Source organism: Mesorhizobium sp. M1A.F.Ca.IN.022.06.1.1, assembly GCF_003952605.1.
Lineage (GTDB): Bacteria > Pseudomonadota > Alphaproteobacteria > Rhizobiales > Rhizobiaceae > Mesorhizobium.
Genome location: NZ_CP034455.1, coordinates 5,451,081 through 5,473,515, shown reverse-complemented (window position 1 = coordinate 5,473,515; position 22,435 = coordinate 5,451,081). Strand labels below are relative to the sequence as shown.

The 22,435-nt window shown below is 63.1% G+C and carries 19 protein-coding genes and 1 pseudogene; 3 read left to right on the top strand and 17 right to left on the bottom strand.

What is annotated here, in order from left to right:
* Window positions 1-59 precede the first annotated feature (59 nt).
* Window positions 60-470, bottom strand: coding sequence for a helix-turn-helix domain-containing protein (locus tag EJ078_RS25985; protein WP_095829708.1), 411 nt, complete (start codon window positions 468-470; stop codon window positions 60-62).
* A gap of 166 nt (window positions 471-636) precedes the next feature.
* Between EJ078_RS25985 and EJ078_RS25980 the strand changes: the two genes are divergently transcribed.
* Window positions 637-1,530: an SDR family oxidoreductase gene (locus EJ078_RS25980; RefSeq protein ID WP_127215886.1), complete on the top strand. Its 894-nt coding sequence runs from the start codon at window positions 637-639 to the stop codon at window positions 1,528-1,530.
* A gap of 34 nt (window positions 1,531-1,564) precedes the next feature.
* Here EJ078_RS25980 and EJ078_RS25975 read toward each other — a convergent pair.
* The 4 genes and pseudogenes from EJ078_RS25975 to EJ078_RS25960 form a co-directional block, all read right to left on the bottom strand.
* Window positions 1,565-2,603 (bottom strand): annotated as a pseudogene (locus EJ078_RS25975) (aldehyde reductase).
* A gap of 35 nt (window positions 2,604-2,638) precedes the next feature.
* A complete protein-coding gene (locus tag EJ078_RS25970) occupies window positions 2,639-4,555 on the bottom strand; it encodes a potassium transporter Kup (RefSeq protein WP_127847196.1) in 1,917 nt (638 codons plus the stop codon).
* Window positions 4,556-4,703: 148 nt separating this feature from the next.
* Window positions 4,704-6,530, bottom strand: coding sequence for a potassium transporter Kup (locus tag EJ078_RS25965; protein ID WP_306462643.1), 1,827 nt, complete (start codon window positions 6,528-6,530; stop codon window positions 4,704-4,706).
* Window positions 6,531-6,700: 170 nt separating this feature from the next.
* Entirely contained in the window at window positions 6,701-7,441 is a 741-nt protein-coding gene (locus EJ078_RS25960) for a pyridoxine 5'-phosphate synthase (protein WP_095832122.1), read from the bottom strand.
* A 112-nt stretch (window positions 7,442-7,553) separates the two neighbouring features.
* On the opposite strand from EJ078_RS25960, the gene EJ078_RS25955 reads away from it, so the two are divergent.
* Complete coding sequence (locus EJ078_RS25955; RefSeq protein WP_067323262.1) at window positions 7,554-7,952, top strand: STAS/SEC14 domain-containing protein; 399 nt, start codon at window positions 7,554-7,556, stop codon at window positions 7,950-7,952.
* 105 nt (window positions 7,953-8,057) lie between these two features.
* Here EJ078_RS25955 and EJ078_RS25950 read toward each other — a convergent pair whose 3' ends face one another.
* The 11 genes from EJ078_RS25950 to EJ078_RS25900 form a co-directional block, all read right to left on the bottom strand.
* Window positions 8,058-9,185 (bottom strand): ATP-dependent RecD-like DNA helicase, encoded by a 1,128-nt coding sequence (locus EJ078_RS25950; protein WP_095783855.1) that lies wholly within the window; start codon window positions 9,183-9,185, stop codon window positions 8,058-8,060.
* A 143-nt stretch (window positions 9,186-9,328) separates the two neighbouring features.
* Window positions 9,329-9,697: a nitrile hydratase accessory protein gene (locus EJ078_RS25945; RefSeq protein WP_067323256.1), complete on the bottom strand. Its 369-nt coding sequence runs from the start codon at window positions 9,695-9,697 to the stop codon at window positions 9,329-9,331.
* Complete coding sequence (gene nthB / locus EJ078_RS25940; protein ID WP_095783766.1) at window positions 9,666-10,325, bottom strand: nitrile hydratase subunit beta; 660 nt, start codon at window positions 10,323-10,325, stop codon at window positions 9,666-9,668. Before nthB ends, EJ078_RS25945 begins: the two co-directional genes overlap by 32 nt.
* A complete protein-coding gene (gene nthA / locus EJ078_RS25935) occupies window positions 10,322-10,927 on the bottom strand; it encodes a nitrile hydratase subunit alpha (RefSeq protein WP_067323251.1) in 606 nt (201 codons plus the stop codon). Before nthA ends, nthB begins: the two co-directional genes overlap by 4 nt.
* 65 nt (window positions 10,928-10,992) lie before the next feature.
* Window positions 10,993-14,151: an efflux RND transporter permease subunit gene (locus EJ078_RS25930; protein WP_127216100.1), complete on the bottom strand. Its 3,159-nt coding sequence runs from the start codon at window positions 14,149-14,151 to the stop codon at window positions 10,993-10,995.
* Window positions 14,148-15,419, bottom strand: coding sequence for an efflux RND transporter periplasmic adaptor subunit (locus tag EJ078_RS25925; protein WP_127403387.1), 1,272 nt, complete (start codon window positions 15,417-15,419; stop codon window positions 14,148-14,150). Before EJ078_RS25925 ends, EJ078_RS25930 begins: the two co-directional genes overlap by 4 nt.
* A 192-nt stretch (window positions 15,420-15,611) precedes the next feature.
* Window positions 15,612-16,208 carry a LysE family translocator gene (locus EJ078_RS25920; RefSeq protein ID WP_127216098.1) on the bottom strand — a complete coding sequence of 199 codons (597 nt, stop codon included), beginning with the start codon at window positions 16,206-16,208 and terminating at the stop codon, window positions 15,612-15,614.
* Between the two features lie 123 nt (window positions 16,209-16,331).
* A complete protein-coding gene (gene ilvN, locus EJ078_RS25915; RefSeq protein ID WP_059185300.1) occupies window positions 16,332-16,904 on the bottom strand; it encodes an acetolactate synthase small subunit in 573 nt (190 codons plus the stop codon).
* A 76-nt stretch (window positions 16,905-16,980) separates the two neighbouring features.
* Window positions 16,981-18,762: an acetolactate synthase 3 large subunit gene (locus EJ078_RS25910; RefSeq protein WP_127216097.1), complete on the bottom strand. Its 1,782-nt coding sequence runs from the start codon at window positions 18,760-18,762 to the stop codon at window positions 16,981-16,983.
* A gap of 400 nt (window positions 18,763-19,162) precedes the next feature.
* Window positions 19,163-19,753 carry an HD domain-containing protein gene (locus EJ078_RS25905; protein ID WP_127216096.1) on the bottom strand — a complete coding sequence of 197 codons (591 nt, stop codon included), beginning with the start codon at window positions 19,751-19,753 and terminating at the stop codon, window positions 19,163-19,165.
* Complete coding sequence (locus tag EJ078_RS25900) at window positions 19,750-20,901, bottom strand: gamma-butyrobetaine dioxygenase (protein WP_127216095.1); 1,152 nt, start codon at window positions 20,899-20,901, stop codon at window positions 19,750-19,752. The genes EJ078_RS25905 and EJ078_RS25900 overlap by 4 nt, the downstream gene beginning before the upstream one ends.
* A 132-nt stretch (window positions 20,902-21,033) precedes the next feature.
* Between EJ078_RS25900 and EJ078_RS25895 the strand changes: the two genes are divergently transcribed.
* The gene (locus tag EJ078_RS25895) at window positions 21,034-21,894 is read left to right on the top strand and encodes a LysR substrate-binding domain-containing protein (RefSeq protein WP_208720938.1); all 861 of its coding nucleotides are present in this window, start codon (window positions 21,034-21,036) and stop codon (window positions 21,892-21,894) included.
* On the opposite strand, the gene EJ078_RS25890 is transcribed toward EJ078_RS25895, so the two are convergent.
* Window positions 21,886-22,425 carry a GNAT family N-acetyltransferase gene (locus EJ078_RS25890; protein WP_127217414.1) on the bottom strand — a complete coding sequence of 180 codons (540 nt, stop codon included), beginning with the start codon at window positions 22,423-22,425 and terminating at the stop codon, window positions 21,886-21,888. The genes EJ078_RS25895 and EJ078_RS25890 overlap by 9 nt on opposite strands.
* Between the last annotated feature and the right edge of the window lie 10 nt (window positions 22,426-22,435).

Sequence of the window (22,435 nt, the reverse complement as noted above, 5' to 3'; positions counted from 1 at the left end):
GAGCAACTGCGGCACCGGCGCAAGCGGCGCTTTGACGCTTGTATCGGGGAAGGAAAGGCTCAGGCCTGCGCGGCATCGAAGGCGACGCGCGCCTCACGAACGGCATCGTGGTTGAGCTCGGCCCATTGGATCAGCATCTGCAACGGCGCAAACATCGAGCGGCCGAGGTCGGTGAGGCTGTATTCGACGCTCGGCGGCTTGGTCGGAAAGACTTCGCGATGCACATAGCCGTCGCGCTGCAGGTCGTAGAGCGTCTGCGTCAGCATACGCTGCGAAATGTCGGGCACCAGGCGGCGCAACTCCCCGAACCGGTACGGCTTCTCGGCCAATGCCATGACCAGCAGCGAGCTCCATTTGCCGCTGATGCCCTGGATCACGTCGCGGACCGGGCAGTCGGCGAAATTGCCGCCGCCGGTCATGGCTTTGTAGACCTCGAGCTTCGATTTCAGATTGAAGATCTTGCTGTCCATCGCGACATCCATTGATCGAAACGGCGACGCGCCGGTGGTTCCCCGGCTGTGCCTACCTCCCGGAAAACTGCCTTCTTTACGGCTCCTGGTCAATTCTTATTTTAGTGCTGGTCTCTTTTTGAGACCATCGTTCAGACCCCTTCGACGCAAATTTCAGGAACTTCCCATGACCGAAACTCTCCTCGTCACCGGCGCTTCCGGCCATCTCGGCCGCGCCGTGATCAACCATCTGCTCGATGCGCAGAAAGTCGCGCCGGCAAATATCATCGCAACCACGCGCAATCCCGAAAATCTCGGCGACCTGGCAGCCCTCGGCATTGTCGTCAGGCCGGCCGATTTCGACGATCCGGCCTCGCTGGAGCGCGCGTTCAAAGGCGCCGACCGAGTGCTGATCGTCTCGACCGGTGAGCTCGACCTGAAGAGCGACCGGCGCCTCAAGCAGCATCAGGCCGCGGTGGCCGCAGCCAAGGCGGCAAGCGTCTCGCACCTCCTCTACACCTCGATGCCCAATCCCGAGCCGGTCTCGCCGGTGCTGTTTGCCGGCGACCACTACGGCACCGAGCAGGCCATCAAGGCGAGCGGCATTCCCTACACCATCTTCCGCAACGGCTGGTACCAGGAGAACCTTTTCATGGCGCTGCCGCACGCCATTTCGTCGGGCAAGTGGTACACGTCGGCCGGCGACGGGCGGATCGCGCACGCCGCGCGCGACGACATGGCCGCCGCGATCGCCGCGAGCCTCGCTTCCGGCTCGACGGAGAGCCGCGTCTACACGCTGACCGGCCCGCATGCCTACACGACGAACGAAATTGCCGCTCTGGTGAGCGAAGTCACCGGCAAGCCGCTGGAGGTTATCCAATTGCCTGACGAGGCTTTGACCGAGGGCGTCAAGGCGGCCGGCCTTCCCGAGGACTTTGCGCGCATTGTCGTATCCTTCGACGCCAACACACGCTCCGGCCGTATCGGCATGGTGACCGACGCTATCGAGACGTTGTCGGGCCGCAAGCCGAAGACGCTGAAGCAGTTCCTGGAAGGGAACAAGGCCGCACTGCTTGGCTGAACCGTTGCGCCTGGGAGGTACCCTCCCGGGCGCGTCACCTCGACTTTTTGAGCAATCCGAGCCGGACCAAGCTTTCGCCGGTGGCGACGAGCGCTTCTTCGCGCGATCGCGGCGCCCAGCCGAGCATGCGCATGGCCTTGGCCCCGATTGCGTTCCTGGCCTTGCCCAATTCCGTCACGATCTGAGCCGCTTGCCCGTCGAACAGTCCGACGTCCGGACCAGCCAGTCGGCAGCATTCTCGTCGTAACGCGCGACGCAACGCTGCCCAGCCGCGATTTCAACGTTTGTGCGATCGCCAGCGTCGTCATGAAATCGCCGCTGATGGCGAGGAACCGCTCCCCCTTGGCGGCGGCACTGGTCATGGCGCGCAGATGCAGATCCGCCACGTCCCGCACGTCGACCACACCGAACACCATGCGCGGCAGACCCGGCATCTCGCCGTCCAGCAAGCGCTTGATGAAGTCCGTCGAGGTCGAATGATCCGGCCCCAGGACCGGCCCAAAAATCCCGACCGGATTGACGACCGCCAGTTCCAGCGCTCCGCCCTGGCTGCCAATGAAATCCCAGGCCGCACGTTCCGCCTGCGTTTTCGACTTCACATAGGCGCTCACCTTGGCCGCCAAGTTGGTCCAGTTCTCTTCCGTGAACGGACTGTCCGGAATTGGCGTCTGGCCATAGCCGATGGCCGCAAAGGACGAGGTGAGCACCACCCGTTTGACGCCCGCATCGCGCGCGGCCCGCAGCACACGCAACGCACCCTCGCGCGCAGGAACGATCAGATCGTCCTCGTGTTTCGGCACGCCCGGCGGGAACGGCGAGGCGACATGAAGAACGTACTGGCATCCCGCGACCGCTTCCGGCCAGCCGGCGTCTGTCGTCAGATCGGCGTAGGCGAAGGAAAGCGCATCGCCTGGCTCGGCACCGCCGACCCTCAGCATGGCGAGAACATCGGCTTCGCGCTTGGCGGATCGCACTGTTGTGCGGACGCGGTAGCCTGCCTGCAACAGGGCTAGAACGCAGTGCGCGCCGAGGAACCCGGAGCCGCCGGTAACGAGCACCAACTCACCGCCCATTCCCGCCTCCCCACCCCTTTAGGCGTTGCAGTCCCTCAAATGGCGACCTGAGTGCCGATCTCGACCACGCGCCCGGTGGGGATCTGGAAATACTCCGTCGCATCGGCCGCCGTCTTCGCAAGGCCGATGAACAGCCTGTCCTGCCAGATCGGCATGCCGGAATTGGGCGAGGCCTTCAGCGAGCGCCGCGACAGGAAGAAGGACGTCGTCATGATGTCGAACTTCCATCCCTGCTTGCGGCAGATCGCCAGCGCGCGCGGAATATTCGGCTGCTCCATGTAGCCGAAGGTCAGCGTGACCCGCATGAAGAGCTCGTTGACCGTCTCCATCTTCACCCGCTCGCTATCCGGCACCACCGGCTGCGGTGCGGTCACCACGGAAAGAATGACATTCTTCTCATGCAGCACCTTATAGTGCTTCAGGCTGTGCATGAGCGCGGTCGGCGCGCTCAGCGGATCGCTGGTCAGGAACACGGCGGTGCCGGACACCAGCTGCGGCTTTTTCTTCGAAAGGTTCGCCGCCAGGAAGTCGAGCGGGATTTCGTTGCGGCGCGTCTTGTCGAACAGGTAGCGGCTGCCGCGCACCCAGGTCCACATGCCGAGGATGATGGCGAAAGCCACGGCGAGCGACGCCCAGCCGCCTTCGAACACCTTGACGATGTTGGAGGCAAAGAAGCCGACATCGATGAAGGCAAACAGAGCCGTTAACGACACCGCGACCCAGAGCTGCCACTTCCAGATACGGGTCATGACGACGAAGAGGAGCACCGTCGTCACCAGCATATTGCCGGTCACCGAGATCCCGTAGGCCGAGGCAAGTCTGCTGGACGCGCCGAAACCGACCACCAGAAGCATCACCACCAGCGCCAGCAGCATGTTGACGCGCGGCATGTAGATCTGGCCCGACTGTTTTTCGGACGTATGCAGGATCTCCAGCCGCGGCAGCATGTTGAGCTGCACCGCCTGCCTGGTCAGCGAAAAGGCACCGGAGATCACCGCCTGGCTGGCGATAACCGTCGCTGCCGTCGCCAGAATCACCATCGGGATCAGCGCCCAGCCTTCATTCATCTCGAAAAACGGATGGCCGACGACACCGTTCTTGGCGAGCACGAAAGCGCCCTGCCCGGCATAGTTCAATAGCAGGCAGGGAAATACGATCGCCAGCCATGCCAGCACGATCGGCTTGCGGCCGAAATGGCCGAGGTCGGCGTAGAGTGCCTCCGCGCCGGTGACGGCCAGGAAAATGGCGCCGATCGTGACAAAAGCCACGTCCGGCGAGTGGATCAGGAAGGCGACGATGTAGTGCGGGCTGATCGCCCAAAGGATTTCAGGATCGGCAATGATGTGATTCAGCCCGGACAGGCCGATGGCGAGGAACCACACGGCGGTGATCGGCCCGAAGATCAAGGCGACACCACCTGTGCCGAACCGCTGCACCGCAAACAGAATGGCCAAGATGAGCAGCGTCAGCGGCACCACATAAGGCTGAAAGGCGGGTGTCACGACATTCATGCCTTCGACGGCCGAAAGCACGGAGATGGCCGGGGTGATCACGGCGTCGCCAAAGAAAAGCGAGGCGCCGGCGATGCCGATGGCCAGGATGACCGCCGAACGCGTCGCGAAAGTGCTGCGCGCCAGCGCCATCAGCGAGAGCACGCCGCCTTCGCCACGGTTGTCGGCGCGCAGCACGAACATGATGTATTTGATCGTGACGATGATCGTCAGCGACCAGATGATCAGCGACAGCACGCCAAGGATATCGCCGCGATCGGCGACCTCACCGCGCGAGGAAGCAACGAGCGCCTCGCGGAACGCGTAGATCGGGCTGGTGCCGATATCACCATAGACGACACCCAGCGCGCCCAGCATCAGCACCTTGGTGCTGTGCTGCTCTATTTCCGGATGCCCGGTTTGCTCGACGGGTTCTGCCTCAGCACCATTGGCAAGGGCCATGACGACACTCCGATAAAATGCGCGGTGCTCTACGCTTGCTGCAGTGCAATATCAAGTGCCCTGGCGTTAGGGCTCCCATACCGCCAGTGCAAGGCTCGACCTGCAGAGGTGCATTCAAATCTATGGCACAATGTGGATGCTTGAAGCGTCAGATCGCGACCTGCGTACCGATCTCGACCACGCGCCCGGTGGGGATCTGGAAATACTCCGTCGCATCCGCCGCCGTCTTCGCAAGGCCGATGAACAGCCTGTCCTGCCAGATCGGCATGCCGGAATTGGGCGAGGCCTTCAGCGAGCGCCGCGACAGGAAGAAGGACGTCGTCATGATGTCGAACTTCCACCCCTGCTTGCGGCAGATCGCCAGTGCGCGCGGAATGTTCGGCTGCTCCATGTAGCCGAAGGTCAGCGTGACCCGCATGAACAGCTCGTTGACCGTCTCCATCTTCACCCGCTCGTTGTCCGGCACCACCGGCTGCGGCGCGGTCACCACCGAAAGAATGACGTTCTTTTCGTGCAGCACCTTGTAGTGCTTAAGGCTGTGCATGAGCGCGGTCGGCGCGCTCAGCGGATCGCTGGTCAAGAACACGGCGGTGCCGGACACCAGCTGCGGCTTCTTCTTGAGGAGGTTCATCGCCAGAAAGTCGAGCGGGATTTCGTTGCGGCGCGTCTTGTCGAATAGGTAGCGGGTGCCGCGAATCCAAGTCCACATGATCAGCCCCATGATCAAAGCGACAGTGATCGACACCCAACCGCCTTCGACCATCTTGACGACATTGGCCGAGAAGAAGCCGAGGTCGATGACGCCGAAGAGCAGCGCCAGCGCCAATGCGAGCGCCAGCTGCCATTTCCAGAGCCAGCGCATGACGACAAACAAGAGGATCGTCGTCATCAGCATCTCACCGGTCACCGAAATGCCATAGGCGGAGGCGAGCGCGCTCGAGTTGCCAAAGCCGACGACCAGAAGCATCACGCCGAGCGCGACCAGCAGATTGACCCTCGGCATATAGATCTGGCCGCTTTGCATCTCGGATGTATGCTGCACCTCGATGCGCGGCAGAAGATTGAGCTGCACCGCCTGTCTGGTCAGCGAGAAGGCGCCGGAGATCACCGCCTGGCTGGCGATGACCGTCGCCGCCGTTGCCAGGGCGACCATCGGCATCAGCCCCCATTCGGGAAGCATCTGGAAGAACGGGTTGGTCGGCTTGCCGCCGTGCGAGAGCACGAAGGCGCCCTGCCCGAAATAGTTGAGGAGCAGGCAAGGGAAAACGATGGAAAACCAGGCCAGCACGATTGGCTTGCGGCCGAAATGGCCAAGGTCGACATAGAGCGCCTCGGCGCCGGTGACCGCGAGGAAAACCGCGCCGACGGTGACGAAGGCGCCCGTCGGCGTGGTGGCCAGGAAATAGACCGCATAGTAGGGGTTTATAGCCAACAGGACGGACCAGTCGTCGACGATGTGATAGAGGCCGGCAACGCCGATCGCCACGAACCATGTCGCCGTGATGGGTCCAAACACTGCCGCCACCTTGCCCGTGCCGAAACGCTGCACGGCGAAAAGCACCGCCAGAATCACCAGCGTGATCGGAACGACATAGGCATCGAGCGCCGGCGTGATGACTTCCAGGCCTTCAACCGCCGAAAGCACGGAGATCGCCGGCGTGATGATCGAATCGCCGAAGAAGAGGGCCGCGCCGCAGAGGCCGATCACGAGGATCAGGCTGGAGCCCTGCGGATAGGCGCTCCTTGCCAGCGCCATCAGCGACAGCGTGCCGCCCTCGCCCTTATTGTCGGCCCTCAGCACGAAGGCGACATATTTGATCGTGACGATGATGGTGAGCGCCCAGACGATCAGCGACAGCACGCCGAGCACATCGTTGCGGGCAACCACTCCCCCTGAAGCATGGAGAGCCTCTCGAAAGGCGTAGATCGGGCTCGTGCCGATATCGCCGTAGACGACGCCGAGCGCGCCGAGCATCAGAACCTTGGTGCTGTGCTGCCGCTCGGTTTCGGCATGGCCCGAAGGTTCGAGGGATTCTGTTTCGCTGGCGTTGGCTAGCACCATGAACCCCACTTCATCAGATTCGCCACGCTCCGAGGCTGCCGCAAAGCGCGGAACACGCCGGAGCTACGCAAGGCATCCTCGCCCTACCATCCGCAGGCCTTCAAGAACCGCCCAACCGTGCCGGCCATGCCATACTCCAGCGCATCCGCTGTCAACCCATGTCCGATCGATACTTCGGCCAATGCGGGGATGCGTTTGATCAATGCCGGCAGATTGTTCACGGTCAAATCGTGGCCGGCATTGACCTGGAGCCCCGCCGCGAGTGCCGCGTCCGCGGTTTTTCCCAGTCTTTCCAATTCCTTGGCTGCCTTGGCGGAATCGGAATGGTAACCGCCATACGGCCCGGTATAGAGTTCGATCCGGTCGGCGCCGGTATCGCGCGCGGCATTCACGCCGGCCGCATCGGCGTCGGAAAACAGCGACACGCGAAATCCGCCCTTCTTCAGCCGCTTGACGATCGGTGTCAGGAACGCGGCCTGCGCGACGAAGTTCCAGCCGTGGTCCGACGTCGCCTGCGCCGGATCGTCGGGCACCAGTGTCACCTGCTCCGGCTGGTTCTTCTCGACAAGCGCCAGGAAATCCTCTGTCGGATAGCCCTCGATGTTGAATTCCGTCTTGGGGAACTCATCGTCGAGCAGCGCCCTGATCTCCGGCAGGTCGGAATGTCTCGTATGCCGCTCATCGGGACGTGGATGGACGGTCAACCCATGCGCGCCGGCGGCAAGAGCGATGCGCCCCAGCCCCGTGACGCTCGGCCACGGCAGGTCGCGGCGGTTGCGCAGCATGGCGACAGCGTTGAGGTTGACCGAAAGCTTTGCAGGCATGAATTGGCATCCAGCTTGGTTTTGGCGGGCATCTATAGCGCCTTTGCAGGGAACAGATAGTGGGTTTCCGGTGTTCCAGAGACTAGCTGATGGCCAACACAAGGATTTGCCAGTGAATTTCCTCGAGGCGGTGCCGGCGATACGCCGCATTGAAACCAACCGTGACGCGCTTTTTGCCATCGACGTCGTCGGCGATGTCTCGCCGGCGGATGCGGAAAACCTGTTCGGCCTGCTGGAAGCTGCCTATGCCCTGCACCCGAGGATCGACGTGCTGGTGCGGCTGACTGACGAGGAGAGCGTCGATTGGGCCAACATCTCGCAAGAGACGCTGCAGCAAGGTGTGGCCGACGCGCTGGAGCATGTCGTCCGTTGCGCAGCTATCGGCGAACCGCGCTGGGCATCGCTTGTCGGCGACTTCTTTCCGAAGGTTCTGCCGTTCGAATTCCGGCATTTCCCCAGTCAGGACGAAGCCGCGGCCTGGCAATGGCTCGATGCGAGGCCCGCGGAATAAGCGGACTGGAGCATTTCCAGGAAAGGTGAGAACGGCTTTCCGTTCGGAATTGCGCCAAAGCAACGAGCTAGAGGGGTTTACCGTTTCCTGACCCGGTGAACCGCTCTATCGCACGATCGTCAGCCGCTCGGCCGCACGCGTGATGGCCGTATAGAGCCAGCGCTGCCGGGTCTCCTTGAAGGCCCAGCTCTCGTCGAACAACACGACGTCGTTCCACTGCGAGCCCTGCGCCTTGTGCGCGGTCAGCGCATAGCCGTAGTCGAAATCGTCGAATCGCTTCTTCTGCTGCCATGGAATCTCGGCATCCGGATCCTCGAACGCCGCCTTCAGCAGCTTGATCTTGGCAACGCCGCGGTCGGGATCGTCCTCCTCCGGCGAGACCAGCAGGTTGATGCCGGGCTTCACCGTCTCGCGCGACGAGGTCATCACTTTCCACAGCGATCCGTTGAGCAGCCCCTTGGCCGGATCGTTGCGCAGGCAAACCAGCTTGTCGCCGGCCTGCGGATAATCGGCGGAAAAGCCCTTCAGCTCGCGCAGGCGCTGGTTGTAGCGCCGCCGCGTGCGGTTGGTGCCGACCAGCACCTGATCGGCTTTCATCACCAGATCCTGCGTGACCCCTTCCCTGCCGATCACCTGCGCCGTGCCGTAGTCGCCGTGCATGAACTCGCGGCCTTCTCGCACGTCGAGCGCCAGCCGGATGATCGGGTTGTCGCGAGCCTGGCGATGGATCTCGGTGAGCAGCACATCCGGCTCGTGCTCGGTGAAGAAGCCGCCGCCCGAGATCGGCGGCAACTGCGCCGGATCACCGAGCACTAGGATCGGCGTGCCGAAGCTCTGCAGGTCGCGGCCGAGTTGCTCGTCGACCATCGAACATTCGTCGATGACGACGAGCTTGGCGCGCGCGATCGGACTTTGCCGGTTGAGTGAAAAGGTCGGCGACATCGACGTCTTGCCGGTCACCTGGTCCTCGACCGATTCCTCGCCCTTCGGCCTGTAGATCAGCGAATGGATGGTGCGGGCGTTGGTCGCTCCCTTGGAGCGCAGCACCTGGGCAGCCTTGCCGGTGAAGGCCGCGAATTGCACCTGCCCGTCGACGTGCTCGGCGAAATAGCGCGCAAGCGTCGTCTTGCCGGTGCCGGCATAGCCGAACAGGCGGAAGATCTGCGGCCGCCCGTCCTTCAGCCAGCGGCCGACCGCCTTCAAAGCCTCGTCCTGTTGGGGAGAGAATTCCATCAGTTCGACAGACCGGATTCGCGAGCGAAACACAAGGTTGGCGTGCCATCACCGGGATCGTCGGCGACGGTCTCATTCATTATCAGCTCGGCACGCTATCAGGCGCAAACAAGAACGTAAAGGGAACGAAGTTTGAGTCCGGGCTACCGGTGGGCTCCGGGATCATTCTCCAGCAGGATCGGCTTGCCGTGCGGCGTGGCGTGGGCGGCACGCTCCCAGGCGGCCGCGAGCGCATCGATCTCGTGCTTGCCGGCGACGCCCTTGGTCGCCAGCAATTTTTCCAGCGCCGACAGCCAGTGCTCGTAATAGTCGTGGCCGTCCCTCGCGGCGTCCGGCTTCTTCACTTCGGCGGACAGGGCGTCCGCCCATTCGTTCCACGAAAACAAGCCGCTGTCGTGCAGCGCGACCGTGATGGCGAAAGCCTCCGCCTGCCACGGTTCGGCGAACACCGGATCGTCGAAGCCGCCCGGCAGTTCGGTCTCATGCGGGCTCAAGGTAGCTCTCCCAGGCATCGATCGAGACCTCAAGCGTCGGGTCGGCGCCCTCGCCCCAGATCTCGGCGCCGTCGAAAACCACGGTATAGACCCATTGCGGGTTCTCGCCCTTGCCATGCGCGTTGCTGTCCGGGAACACGAAGCCATCGCGAACGGCCTCGATCCTTCCGTTCTTGCCGCGCGCGTAGCGCGGCAGGCGCGTATGGCCGGTCGGACTGAAATTCTTCGTCCGCACGCGGTCGCCCGCCTGGAAGCGCGCCGGCGCAGCCACGGGACGGTCGCAAGGCCCACCTTTGGCGAGCACGGCAGGCACATCGGCAGCCTTCAGCACGCGTTTGGGTGTCGACGCCGGATCGACAGCCTTGCCGGCGGCAAGGTCGCGTTCCGTCACGAAGCCATGGCGCTTCAGGAGTACCTCAAGCGCCTGGATCCAGATCTGGTAATAGCTCGACGAATAATAATCGGCGGGATGCAGCGACTCTCGCGCATGCCGGCTCTCGTCGATGTTCCAGGCACCCATGGCGCCGGCAGTGAGCGTGACGCCAAGCGCCCGCCGCTCCCAGGCAGCATGGAAGTAAGGCTCGTCCGTCTCGGGCGCGACCGGCCCGAACCCCATCTGCCCGCCGAGATCTTGCGGCCCGTTCATGCCGGCTCCTTCGCCAGCGCAGTGCCGATCATCGAATCGCGGCTGACCAGGCCGGCGAGTTGCTCCTCGCTCCAGCCCTCGGTGCCTTTCGGCCGCATCGGCACCACCAGATAGCGAAGCTCGGCCGTCGAATCCCAGACGCGGATTTTCCTGCCCGCGGGCAAGGTTAGCCCGAATTCTTCCAGCACGCCGCGCGGATCGATAACAGCCCGCGAACGATAGGGCGGCGCCTTGTACCAGACCGGCGGCAGGCCGAGCACGGACCACGGATAGCAGGAGCAGAGCGTGCAGACGACGAGGTTGTGCGTCTCGTGCGTGTTGAACACCGCCTGCATGTGCTCGCCCTGGCGCCCGGTATAGCCGAGCGAGGCAATTGCCGCCGTCGCGTCGCGCTTCAGCCATTCGGCATAGGCCGGATCGTTCCAGGCCTTCGCCACCACCCTGGCGCCGTTGCGTGGGCCGATTTTCGTCTCGTAGGTATCGACGATGACGTCGATGGCCGCCGGATCGATCAGGCCCTTCTCGGTAAGGATCGTTTCCAATGCGCGCACGCGCGCCGCAAACGGATCGAGCTCGTTGTCGTGGTCGTGATCATGGGACATGGCGCAAGGTTACGATCGTGCGCACGCCCCCGCAAGCTCGGCAACTTGGGCCAGAGCCGGGCCGCCTATTCGGCGGCCAACTTTCTCGGTTCGGCATTTTCTCCGGGGTCAAAGAGCGAGGGCTGCTCGACCGGCTCGACCGCATGCAACGCCGGCCGGCTCTTCTTCGAGGAGAAGCTGAGTAGCCAGCCGGAGAAATGCTCGAAATAGACATAGATGACCGGCGTGACGAACAGGGTCAGCGCCTGGGATGCGAGCAGGCCGCCGACCACCGCAACGCCGAGCGGCTGGCGCAGCTCGGCGCTGGCGCCGGTGCCGAGCGCGATCGGGAACGTGCCCATCAAGGCCGCCAGCGTCGTCATCATGATCGGCCGGAAACGCATCAGGCACGCCTTGTGGATGGAGTCCAGCGCCGACATCCCTTCGCGCCTCAACTCCAGCGCCACGTCGATCATCATGATGCCGTTTTTCTTGACGATGCCGATCAGCATCAGGATGCCGATCACGGCTATGACCGACAGGTCCATGCCGAAGAGCCGCAATGCAACCACCGCGCCCAGTACCGCCGATGGCAGGCCCGTCAGAATGGTCAGCGGATGGATGAAGCTCTCGTAGAGCATGCCGAGCACGATGTAGATCGTGAGGATCGCGCCCCCGATCAGCAGCCCTTGGTTGGCAAGCGAATCCTGGAACGTCTTGGCTGTGCCGGCGAAGGTGGTGCCGATCGCCTGCGGCATGCCGATCTGGTCCTTGAGCTGGTTGATGCGGGTCACCGTGTCGCCGAGCGAGACACCCTGCGGCAGGTTGTAGGAGATCGTCACCGCCGGCAGCTGGCCAAGCTGGTTGACCGTCAAGGCGCCGGCCGTACGATCGACCCGGGCGAAGGCACCGAGAGGAACGAGGCTGCCGCTCGCCGTTCTCACCTGAATGGCCAGCATGCGCTCCGGCGACCACTCGATCTTCGGATCGAGCTCGGTGATGACTTCGTAACTGTCGGCCGAGCCGAAAATGGTTGAGACCTGATCGGTGCCGAAGCCGCCATAGAGGGCGGAGCGCAGCGTGTCCGTGTCGATACCGAGCTGAGCGGCCTTGTCGCGATCGACGACCAGCGACGCCTGCAGCGCGTTGTTCTGCAAATCACTTGTGACGTCAGTGAAGAATTTATGATCGGCGGCCATGGCGTCGTTCAATTTCTGCGCCCAGGCGTCCGTCGCGCCGTTATCGAGGCCTTGGACGACCAACTGATAGGCGCTGGCCGAGGACCGCGAGCCGAGCCTGAGGTTCTGCACCGGTTGCATATAGGTTTCGATGCCGGCGACGCCGGACAGCTGCCGCCTCAAATCGGAAAGCACCTTCTCTATGTCGGGACGCTTGTCCTTGTCCTTCAGTTGCACGAACAACTGTCCCTGATTGAGCGCATTATTGCCGCTGCCCACCGACCAGGCGACGTGATCGACGTAAGGCGAATGCGAGAAGACGTCGGCGACCTGGCTCTGCAGCTTCGTCATCGCGTCGAAGGAGATGTCCTGGCGGGCGATGGTGGTTACCGAGATCTGGCCTATGTCTTCTTGCGGGAAGAAGCCCTTCGGCGAAACCTGGATCAGCCAGACGGAGGCCGCCGCGGTGCCGACGAAGACCAGGAACACCAGGAAGGTGTGGCGCAGGCAGAAGCTCAGGATCCAGTCATAGCCACGCGTGATGAGATCATGTCTGTGACCGTCGGCATGCGCCTCGCGATTGGCCTTGGTCACCGACAAAAGCCGCGAGCACAGCATCGGGGTCAGGGTCAGCGACACGAACATCGACGCCAGGATGGCGACCGTTACCACGACGGCGAATTCGTTGAAGATACGGCCGATGACGCCGCCCATCAGAAGCACGGGGATGAACACCGCCACCAGCGAAATCGAAATCGATATGATGGTGAAGCCGATCTCACGCGCGCCCTTGAGCGCGGCGTCGAAAGCCGACAGCCCGTCCTCCTCCATGTGGCGGAAGATGTTTTCGAGCATGACGATCGCGTCGTCGACGACGAGGCCGACGGCCAGCGTCAGACCCATCAGTGAGATGTTGTCGATCGAGAAGCCGAACAGGAACATCGCGCCGAGCGTCGCGATCAGCGAGATCGGCACGGCCACCGCCGGGATGATCGTTGCCGTGACGCGGCGCAGGAACACGAAGATCACCATCACCACCAACGCGATGGTCAGGAGCAGCGTGAACTGCACGTCGTCGACGGCCTGGCGGATCGAGGTGGATCGGTCGTTGAGCAGTTTGATGCTCGCGGCAGCCGGCATCTGGTCCTGGAAAGACGGCAGCATCGCCTTGACCTTGTCGACGACGTCGACCGTATTGGCGTCGGGCTGGCGCTGCACGGCCATGATAATGGCGCGCGTGCCGTCATACCAACTCGCCGTCGTCGTGGTTTCGACCGAGTCGATGACGCGCGTGACCTCGCCCAGCCGCACCGGATGGCCGTTCTTGGTGGCGATGATAATGTTTGAAAAATCGGCGGCGTTCATCAACTGAGTGTTGGCCGTGATCGTCAGCTGCTGCTTGTCGTTCTGCAGCACGCCGAGCGGGGTGTTGCTGTTGGCCGAGGCCACGGCCGTCTGCAACTGGTCGATCGAGATGCCGCGCGCGGCGAGCGCGGTCGGATCGATCTGGATGCGCACCGCATATTTTTGCTGTCCGTAGATCGAAACCTGCGCAACGCCATCGATGGTCGATAGCGAGGGCGAGATGACGTTTTCGGCGAAGGCGTCGAGGTCGGTGAGTGGAACGGTGTCGCTGACCAGCGACATCAGAAGAATCGGCGCATCGGCCGGATTGACCTTGCGATAGCTTGGCGGCGCCGTCATTTGCGGCGGCAGCGATTTTTGCGTGCGCGCAATGGCTGCCTGAACGTCCGCGGCAGCCGCGTCGATGTCGCGGTTGAGCACGAACTGGATGGCGATCGAGGTCTGGCCCAGCGAGTTGGTGGTCGAAATCGAATCGATGCCGGCAATGGTTGCGAACTGCTTGATCAGCGGCGTCGCGACCGAGGTCGCCATGGTCTCCGGCGAAGCGCCGGCCAGTTGGGCCGAGACATTCACCACCGGGAACTCCGCGCTGGGCAGCGCGGCAACCGGCAGGAACTTGTAAGCGAACAGTCCGCCCAGCACGAGGGCGAACGACATCAGCAGCGTGGCGACGGGCTTTCGTATGCAGAATTCGGAAATCATGGGCGGGCCTCGCCGGCCTTGTCGGCTTGTGCGACCTTAGGCGAATTTTGATCGCCACTGTTGCTCGCTGTCTTGCCTTCGTGCACCGTCGCGCCGTCCTTTAGCCTTGTCTGGCCTTCGACCACCACTTTCTCGCCGCCCTTGAGGCCTTGGCTGATGGCGCTGTTATCGCCCTCCGTCAGCGCCACCTGCACCGGCCGCATCTCGACCGTGTTGTCCGGCTTGACCACATAGACGAAGGGACCTTTCTGGCTCGGCTGCACCGCGACCGTCGGCACCGAGGTCATTTGCGGCATCGTGCCGGCATCAAGGATGACGTTCACATACTGCCCCGGCCAAAGCGAAAGATCGGAGTTCGGTATGCTCGCCCGCGTGGCGATGGTGCCGGAGGCGGTGTCGACGCTGGAATCGACGAAATCGAGCGTGCCCTTGCCGATCGGCGTCGGATCGCCGTCCTTGGTCAGCGTCACGTCGCCTTGCTGTGGGCTCGCCAACGCCTTGTGCAATAAAGCAAGGTTGCTTTCCGGCAGAGTGAAATTCACCTGCAGCGGGTCCATCTGTGTGATGGTCACAAGCGGCGTCGTGGTGCTTGAGCCGTTGCTGGTGGTGACGAGATCCCCGACCGAGACATTGACCGCCCCCAGCCTGCCTGAGATGGGCGCGCTGATGGTCGCGTAGCTTAACTGGACCGTATCGGCGTCGATCGTCGCCTTGTCGGCATCGATGGTGGCGGCCGCGGCCTTCTGCGCCGCCAGTGCCTGGTCGTAAGTCTGCTGCGTGCCAGCCTGCTTGGCGACAAGGTCCTTGGCGCGCTGAAGATCCGCCGTGGCGCTCACCAGCAGGGCCTGGTCCTTGACGAGCGTCGCCTGATCCTTGGCAAGCTGCGCCCTCAGTGCGCGGTCATCGAGCGAGAAGAGAAGGTCGCCGGCCCTGACCATTTGCCCGTCCTTCACCGCGATCGACACGATCTGGCTGGAGACACGGGCATTCACGCTGACCACCGACGGTGAGGAGACAAAGCCGATGGCGTAGCGACGGATCGGAAAATCGGCGGTCGTCGCAGTTGCCGAAACGATCGAGGCGGAACGCGCGCCGCCAGCGCCGCCCTTCTGGCTGCCCGATGCCTTGGTCGTGTCGGCGCCGGCTGTGTCGGCCTGCTGGCCGGAGATCAACTGCTGCACCCTGCCCATCGTGGCGGGCGACAGATAAAGGCCGACACCTGCAAGGCAGGCCAGAGCGACGACTGTAAAGGCGATTTTTCCGCGCATCGACAACTGGCCCTCTATCCGACACGCCGAACCCGGTGGTCTATTCTCAGCTCATTTCACGGCCGTTGCCGCGAATTTCGCCGAATAGATAGGACAAGGCTTTGGCGGAAAAGGGCCAAAACGCGGGATTACGAAGATTTAATATGCACTGCACAATTGTTGTGCAGCCGGCTAACGTGCCGTGGCGATCCCTTAACGCAGCATCGGCCAGAGCGTCGCTGCGAGCAGCAGACCCATTCCTATGTTGAACCATTTCAGCCGCATGGGATCCGAAAGGAAGCCGCGCAGCGCGGTGCCGAACCCGGCCCACACCGAAACGCTGGGCAGGTTGACGATGGTGAAGGCGATTGAAATCAGCGCCACCGAGACGAACGGATGATCCGGATTGGTGTAGACGGCCATGGCAGTGATCGCCATCACCCACGCCTTCAGGTTGACCCATTGGAACGCGGCGGCATCGATGAAGCGCATCGGACGCGCCTTCGCCCCGTCCTTGCCACCCATCGAGCGCGACATGCCGATCTTCCAGGCAAGGTAGAGCAAATAGGCGGCGCCGGCGATTTTCAGCGCCATATGCAGCACCGGAAACGCTGTCAGCACCGCGCCGAGTCCGAAGCCGACGGCCAGCAGCAGAACCAGAAAACCGATGCTGATGCCGAGCATATGCGGAACCGTTCTGAGGATGCCGAAATTGACGCCGGAGGCCAGCAGCATGAGATTGTTCGGCCCCGGCGTGATCGACGTCACGAAGGCATAGACCAGGAGTGCAAGGAACGCGTTGACGGACATCCTATCCTCCCGCGGATAGGTCAGCTATATTGTCCTTTTCCGGCAGGCGCGCAAAAGCCACGGACGGGCGACTGCCGGACCAGCGAGGAGAATTTGAAGCAGTCGCAGCGGTGGGTGGCGCGCCTACATCCCCTGCGGGCCACGGTTCATGGCTGCGACACCGGTGCGGCAGATCTCGACCAGGCCGAGCGGCTTCATGATGGCAATGAACTGGTCGAGCTTGGAACCCTTGCCGGTGATCTCGAAGATGAAATGTTCGGTGTTGGCGTCGATGACCGACGCGCGGAAGGCATCGGCCAGCCGCAGCGCCTCGACGCGGGCGTCGCCGGTGCCGGCGACCTTGACGAGCGCAAGCTCGCGCTCCAGCGGCCGCTCCTGGCCGAGTTCGTGCGAGCGCACGGTGAGATCGACCACGCGGTGCACCGGCACGATCCGCTCGAGCTGGTGCTTGATCTGCTCCAGCACATGCGGCGTGCCGCGCGTCACGATGGTGATGCGCGACAAATGCTTCTCGTGCTCGGTCTCGGACACCGTGAGGCTTTCGATGTTGTAGCCGCGCCCCGAAAACAAGCCGATGACGCGGGCAAGCACCCCCGGTTCGTTGTCGACCAGCACGGAAAGCGTGTGCGTTTCCGGCTTTTCGGTTTCCTTGGCGATGAAGTAGGCGGAGCCGGTCGGCTGGAGCTGTGCGTTCATGACGTGAATCTCGATTTCAAACTTTGGCGCTAATTCTATGTTTCCACACGGCTTCCGCCGCAGACGCTGCCTGCCGCTACACCAGTTCCCTGCCCTTGGCGTCGATGGCGTTGGCCACCGCCTCGTCGGTCGCCTCGTCAGGCAGGAGCATCTCGTTATGCGCCTTGCCGGACGGGATCATCGGGAAGCAGTTGGCGAGAGTCGCCACGCGGCAGTCGAACAGCACCGGCTTCTTCACCGCAATCATCTCGCGGATCGCGTCGTCCAGCTCGTCCGGCTTGTCGCAGCGTATGCCATGGCCGCCATAGGCGTCCGCCAGCTTGACGAAATCCGGCATCGCCTCGGTGTAGGAATGCGACAGCCGGTTGCCGTGCAGCAGCTGCTGCCACTGGCGCACCATGCCCATATACTGGTTGTTCAGGATGAAGATCTTGATCGGCGCTTCGTACTGCACGGCCGAGCTCATCTCCTGCATCGTCATCTGCACCGAAGCGTCGCCGGCGATGTCGATGACCAGCGCATTCGGATGTGCGATCTGCACGCCGAGCGCCGCCGGCAGGCCATATCCCATCGTGCCCAGGCCGCCCGAGGTCATCCAGCGGTTAGGCTTGTCGAAGTGATAGTGCTGCGCCGCCCACATCTGGTGCTGGCCGACTTCGGTGGTGATGTAGGTGTCCATATCCTTGGTCAGCGCATAGAGCCGCTGGATCGCGTATTGCGGCATGATCACGTCGTTGTTCATCCTATAGGCGAGCGAGTCCCGCGCGCGCCATTTCGCGATCTGCTCCCACCATGGATAGAGCGCCTTCTTGTCGGCCTTGGCAGTCGCCCGCCACAGCCGCACCAGATCCTCCAGCACGCGGCCGACATCGCCCAGGATCGGCACGTCGGCATGGACATTCTTGTTGATCGAGGACGGATCGATGTCGATATGGATCTTCTTCGAGTTCGGCGAGAACGCGGTCAGCCGGCCGGTGATGCGGTCGTCGAAGCGCGCGCCGATGCAGATCATCACGTCGCAATCATGCATGGCCATGTTGGCTTCGTAGGTGCCATGCATGCCGAGCATGCCGATCCAGTTCTTGCCCGAAGCCGGATAGGCACCGAGGCCCATCAGCGTCGAGGTGATCGGGAAGCCGGTGAGGTCGACCAGCTCGCGCAGCAGATGGCTGGCTTCCGGACCTGAATTGATGACGCCGCCGCCGCTGTAGATGATCGGCCTCTTCGCGCCGGCCATCAATTCGACGGCGGCCTTCACCTTCTCCAGATCGCCCTGGACCTTCGGCTGATAGCTGGTGCGCGGCGCCGTTTGCGGCGGCACGTAGATGCCCTTGGCGAACTGCACATCCTTCGGAATGTCGACGACGACCGGGCCCGGCCGCCCGGTGGTCGCGACATGGAAGGCTTCATGGATCGTGGCGGCGAGCTCGTTGACGTCTTTCACCAGCCAATTGTGCTTGGTGCAGGGGCGCGTGATGCCGACGGTGTCGCATTCCTGGAAGGCGTCGGAGCCGATCAGCGAAGTCGGCACCTGACCGGTGAGACAGACCAGCGGAATGGAATCCATCAGCGCGTCCTGCAGTGGCGTCACCGCATTGGTGGCCCCGGGGCCGGACGTGACCAGCAGCACGCCGGCCTTGCCGGTCGAACGCGCATAGCCTTCGGCGGCATGGCCGGCACCCTGCTCGTGCCTGACCAGAATGTGCTCGACCTCATCCTGCTGGAAGATCTCGTCATAGATCGGAAGGACCGCGCCGCCCGGATAGCCGAAGACATGCTTGACGCCGTTGTCCTTCAGCGCCTGCACCACCATTTCGGCGCCCGTCATTTCGCGCCGCTCGTTATGTCCGTTGCTCATCGGTCTGGTCCCGTACTGTTCGCCATCTGGCGATTTGCTGGTCGTTTAGTTGGGTTTTGGGCAATAAAAAAGGCCCCCGAGGGAGCCTGTGGGATGCGCATGGGAGGTTTTCGCCCGGCGGTTACACCGCCTTGCCCACGCGCCAGCCTACGAGAATGAGTGCTGTTTTCATGGGCGCGGACAATAAGGTCGGTTCCGCGCCGCTGTCAACGGGCAATCTGTCGGTCCCATTGTTCAGCGGCGCGGATTGTTCAGGCCGCCAGCACCACACCCCTTGCCTGGTTGCCGCCAACGCATTTTGCCGGGTATGTCGAGACGCATGATGTTGCCGAGAAAACGTCTCTAGTCTTCGGCGGCGCACTATTGTCGGCAAGTGTGCCGGGTGGGGCGGCGCCGGTGATCACGTCGCGCTTCGGGCCGCGAACTTTTTCACCACCCGCTCCAGCAGCGGCACGTAGTCGCGAAAGGCGCGCGTCTTCATGTTGGCGACCTTGCCACCCTCGTCCCAGATGCGCACACGCACGGCTTCCTGATGGAATGGATTGCTGCGGAACTCCGCCACCTCCTCCGCGCTCATCGGCCCGCCCTGCAGCGACAGCGTATGGACCGAGGCCGGCGACAGCTTGCCGAAGTAGGAGGGATCGGTGGCGCAGAGATAACGCTTGGCCGCAACATGCAGCCTGACGCATTCGACGATGACCGGCGGAAAGAACGGCGCCAGCACCTCGCCACCCGCCTCGTCGTGGTGCTTGTCCTCGACGTCGTCGGGCGAATAGGTGCCGAACTCGCTGGTGTAGTGGCCGATGTCGTGCAGCAGCGCCGCAGCCACAAGCTCCTCCGGCGCGCCATCCTGCTCGGCTAGCCACGCGCCCTGCAGCATATGCTCGGACATGGTGACCGGCTCGCCGAGATAGGATTCCGCGCCGCGACGCTCGAAAATCTCGGCGATGAACTCGACGATGTTGCCGGTGTTCAGTTCATTCGATTTCATTCGGCCGCCTCTCTGACATCGTGTTCGATTGCCGCCAGCGTGGACAGCAGGCCGTCCTTGTCGGCGTAGCAGCCCTGCAGCCAGCGCGTGCCGCTGCCGGAAAAGGCCTTGCGCGCATGCATGACGCGCGTGTTGTCGACGATGAACGACTGGCCCGCCTCGAGCTTGAAGGTCACCTCGAAGGCCGGATCCTCGATCAGTTCGGCGAACCGGCGATAGGCGGCGTAATATGCGTTCATTTCGGCGAACGGCACGTCGATGGTCGGCGCCAGCGAGCGGTTGTTGAAGCGCACGCAGATGAGCTCGCCATCCGGTCCGAGCTCGATCATCGGGCGCTTGGACTGCAGCCGCACGCCCGATGAGCCGGCATATTCGAAGCGCGCCGGATAGGAGGAAAGCAACCGGAAGCCGTTCGAATTCTCCGCCTGCAGCGCGGCCGCCACCGCGAATCCGTCGACGACGCTGGATTCGCCGCCTTCCACCGTATTCTCGATGCAGGCCAGGATCTGCAGCGTCGGCACCGGGTCGCGGTAGGGATTGTCGGTATGCGCCTGCAGGCCAAGGTTGGTGTAGGCAAGATTGTTCGGATTGACCTCGGCGCGCACCTCGAACCAGCGCCCGTAATTGGTCTCCCTGATATATCCGAAGAGATCGGCCACACTGCACAATGCCCCGGATTCGGCCGGCAGACCGTCCATGACGGCAAAGCCAAAGCTCCGTACCGCCGTCAGCCATTGCCGCAGAACATTCCTGTCGTGCCGCGCCTCACTATAGGCCGCGCGCGGCACCGAACTCTGCATCGTGGCCTTGGTCCACCGCCGAATGTCGCTGCCGGTCCAGCCGGGCTGCCGATTTTCTTCACGGTCGTAAGTATGGCCACGAAGCCAGCTTGCGGGAAAGCTGACGGTCTTGTCTTCAGGCACGAACGTGACCACCAGCGCCTCGCCCTTGATCGAGGCCTCTCCGATCCGTGTCTCGGCCGGAATGTCCAAAATGGTGATCAGCCGCTGGCCGTTGCCGGCGCTGCGCGTCCTGTCGTCCAGTGCGTTGTCGCGCAGCCACATGGCATGGAATCGGCTGCGTGTTCCGTCGTCCCAGCCAAGCGCGATCGTTCGCCCTTCGGCGTCAAGGATTGCTCTCGTCAGCATGTTTCTGAAACCCCGTCTTGGGCCGTCGCCGCAGTATCGATTGCATGCTGTCTTTGCCAAAGGCATAATTCAAGTTACTGTTTTTCGGCCAATGCCGCCAAAAACCTAATGACTGGAAAAGCTGCCGATCCCATGCCTCCGCTCGACTGGCTGCGCAGTTTCGAAGCGGCTGCGCGCCTGTCGAATTTCACCGCCGCGGCCGCCGAGCTCAGGCTCACGCAAGCCGCCGTCAGCCAGCACATCCGCTTTCTGGAAGAGCGTCTCAAGACGCGACTGTTCGCGCGGCTGGCACGCGGCGTGGCGTTGTCGCCGGAGGGCGCCGCCTATCTTCCCCATATCCAGTCGGCATTCGCGATCATCGGCAGCAGCACGCGCGAGTTGTTCGAGCCACGCGTTTTGCAAACCGTCACCATTCGCGTTCCGATTTCTTTCGCGCTGCTGGTGCTGGTCCCGGCTCTTCCCGATCTCGCAAAGGCGCTGCCGTGGATCAGGCTCGATCTGGTGACCATCCATCGGCCGACGGACTACGACGAGGCAGGCTCGACGCTCGACATCCGCTTCGGCAACAGTTCATTTTCCGGGCGCGACGCCGACCGGTTGACGGTCGAGCGGCTCGTTCCGGTCGCGGCCCCGACCTTGGCAGGAAATGCCGAATGGACATCGCTGCCGCTGCTGTTGGTGGCGGGCGCGCGCGAGATGTGGGCGGAATGGTTCGCAGCCTCCGGCCTTGCCGGACACTCCCAACGCTCGCATCGCTTCGACAGTTTTGTCGCCGCGATGGAGGCGGCGAAGTCCGGCGCCGGAGCGCTGCTGGGCTCGCGGCCGCTCATCGAGGCCGCGCTAAAGGACAATCTCCTTGTCAGGCTTTCCGATTTCGAGCTCTCGAGCCCATCGGGTCACTTCCTAACATGGCCATCGTCATCGCGGCTGTCCGGCGCCGAACAGGATTTTCGCCGCTGGCTTTTGTCGCGTCTCGCCAGCATTTCAGCATAGCGCCAGGGCTGGCTCCCCTATCCGCTTCCAATAGATGAGCGTGCCGGTGAGCCCACCATGGGGTTTTAGCGCATAGTCCGGAATCTCGCCGGTCAGCGAGAAGTCGAGTTTTTCGTAAAGGCCGCCGGCCCCCTCTTCGCTTGCTGTGTCCAACACCAGCAGGGTGCGCCCTTTCTTGACCGCCAGTTCCTCGGCGGCCCGCATCAGGCCGGTGGCAATACCTTTGCCGCGATAGTCGAGGCGGGTCATCAGCTTGGCAATCTCGGCGCGGTGCGGTTGGTTGGGCGGGCAGTCGAGAAGCAGTGAGACGGTGCCGGCAAGCGTCTTGCCATCCCATGCGCCCAGCACCGCCCGTTCTCCGCGCGCCGCGGCAGCGAGCGATTTGCGCCAGAACTCATGGGCCGCATCGGGAGACAAGGGATGCATGAAGCTTACCGATCCGCCGGCGGCGACTGTCTCGATCAGCAGGTCGGCGAGCATCCCGCTGGTTTTTGCGTCGTCGTTCAACGCCCTGATTTCAAGGGGTTTCATGTCGGGGGTC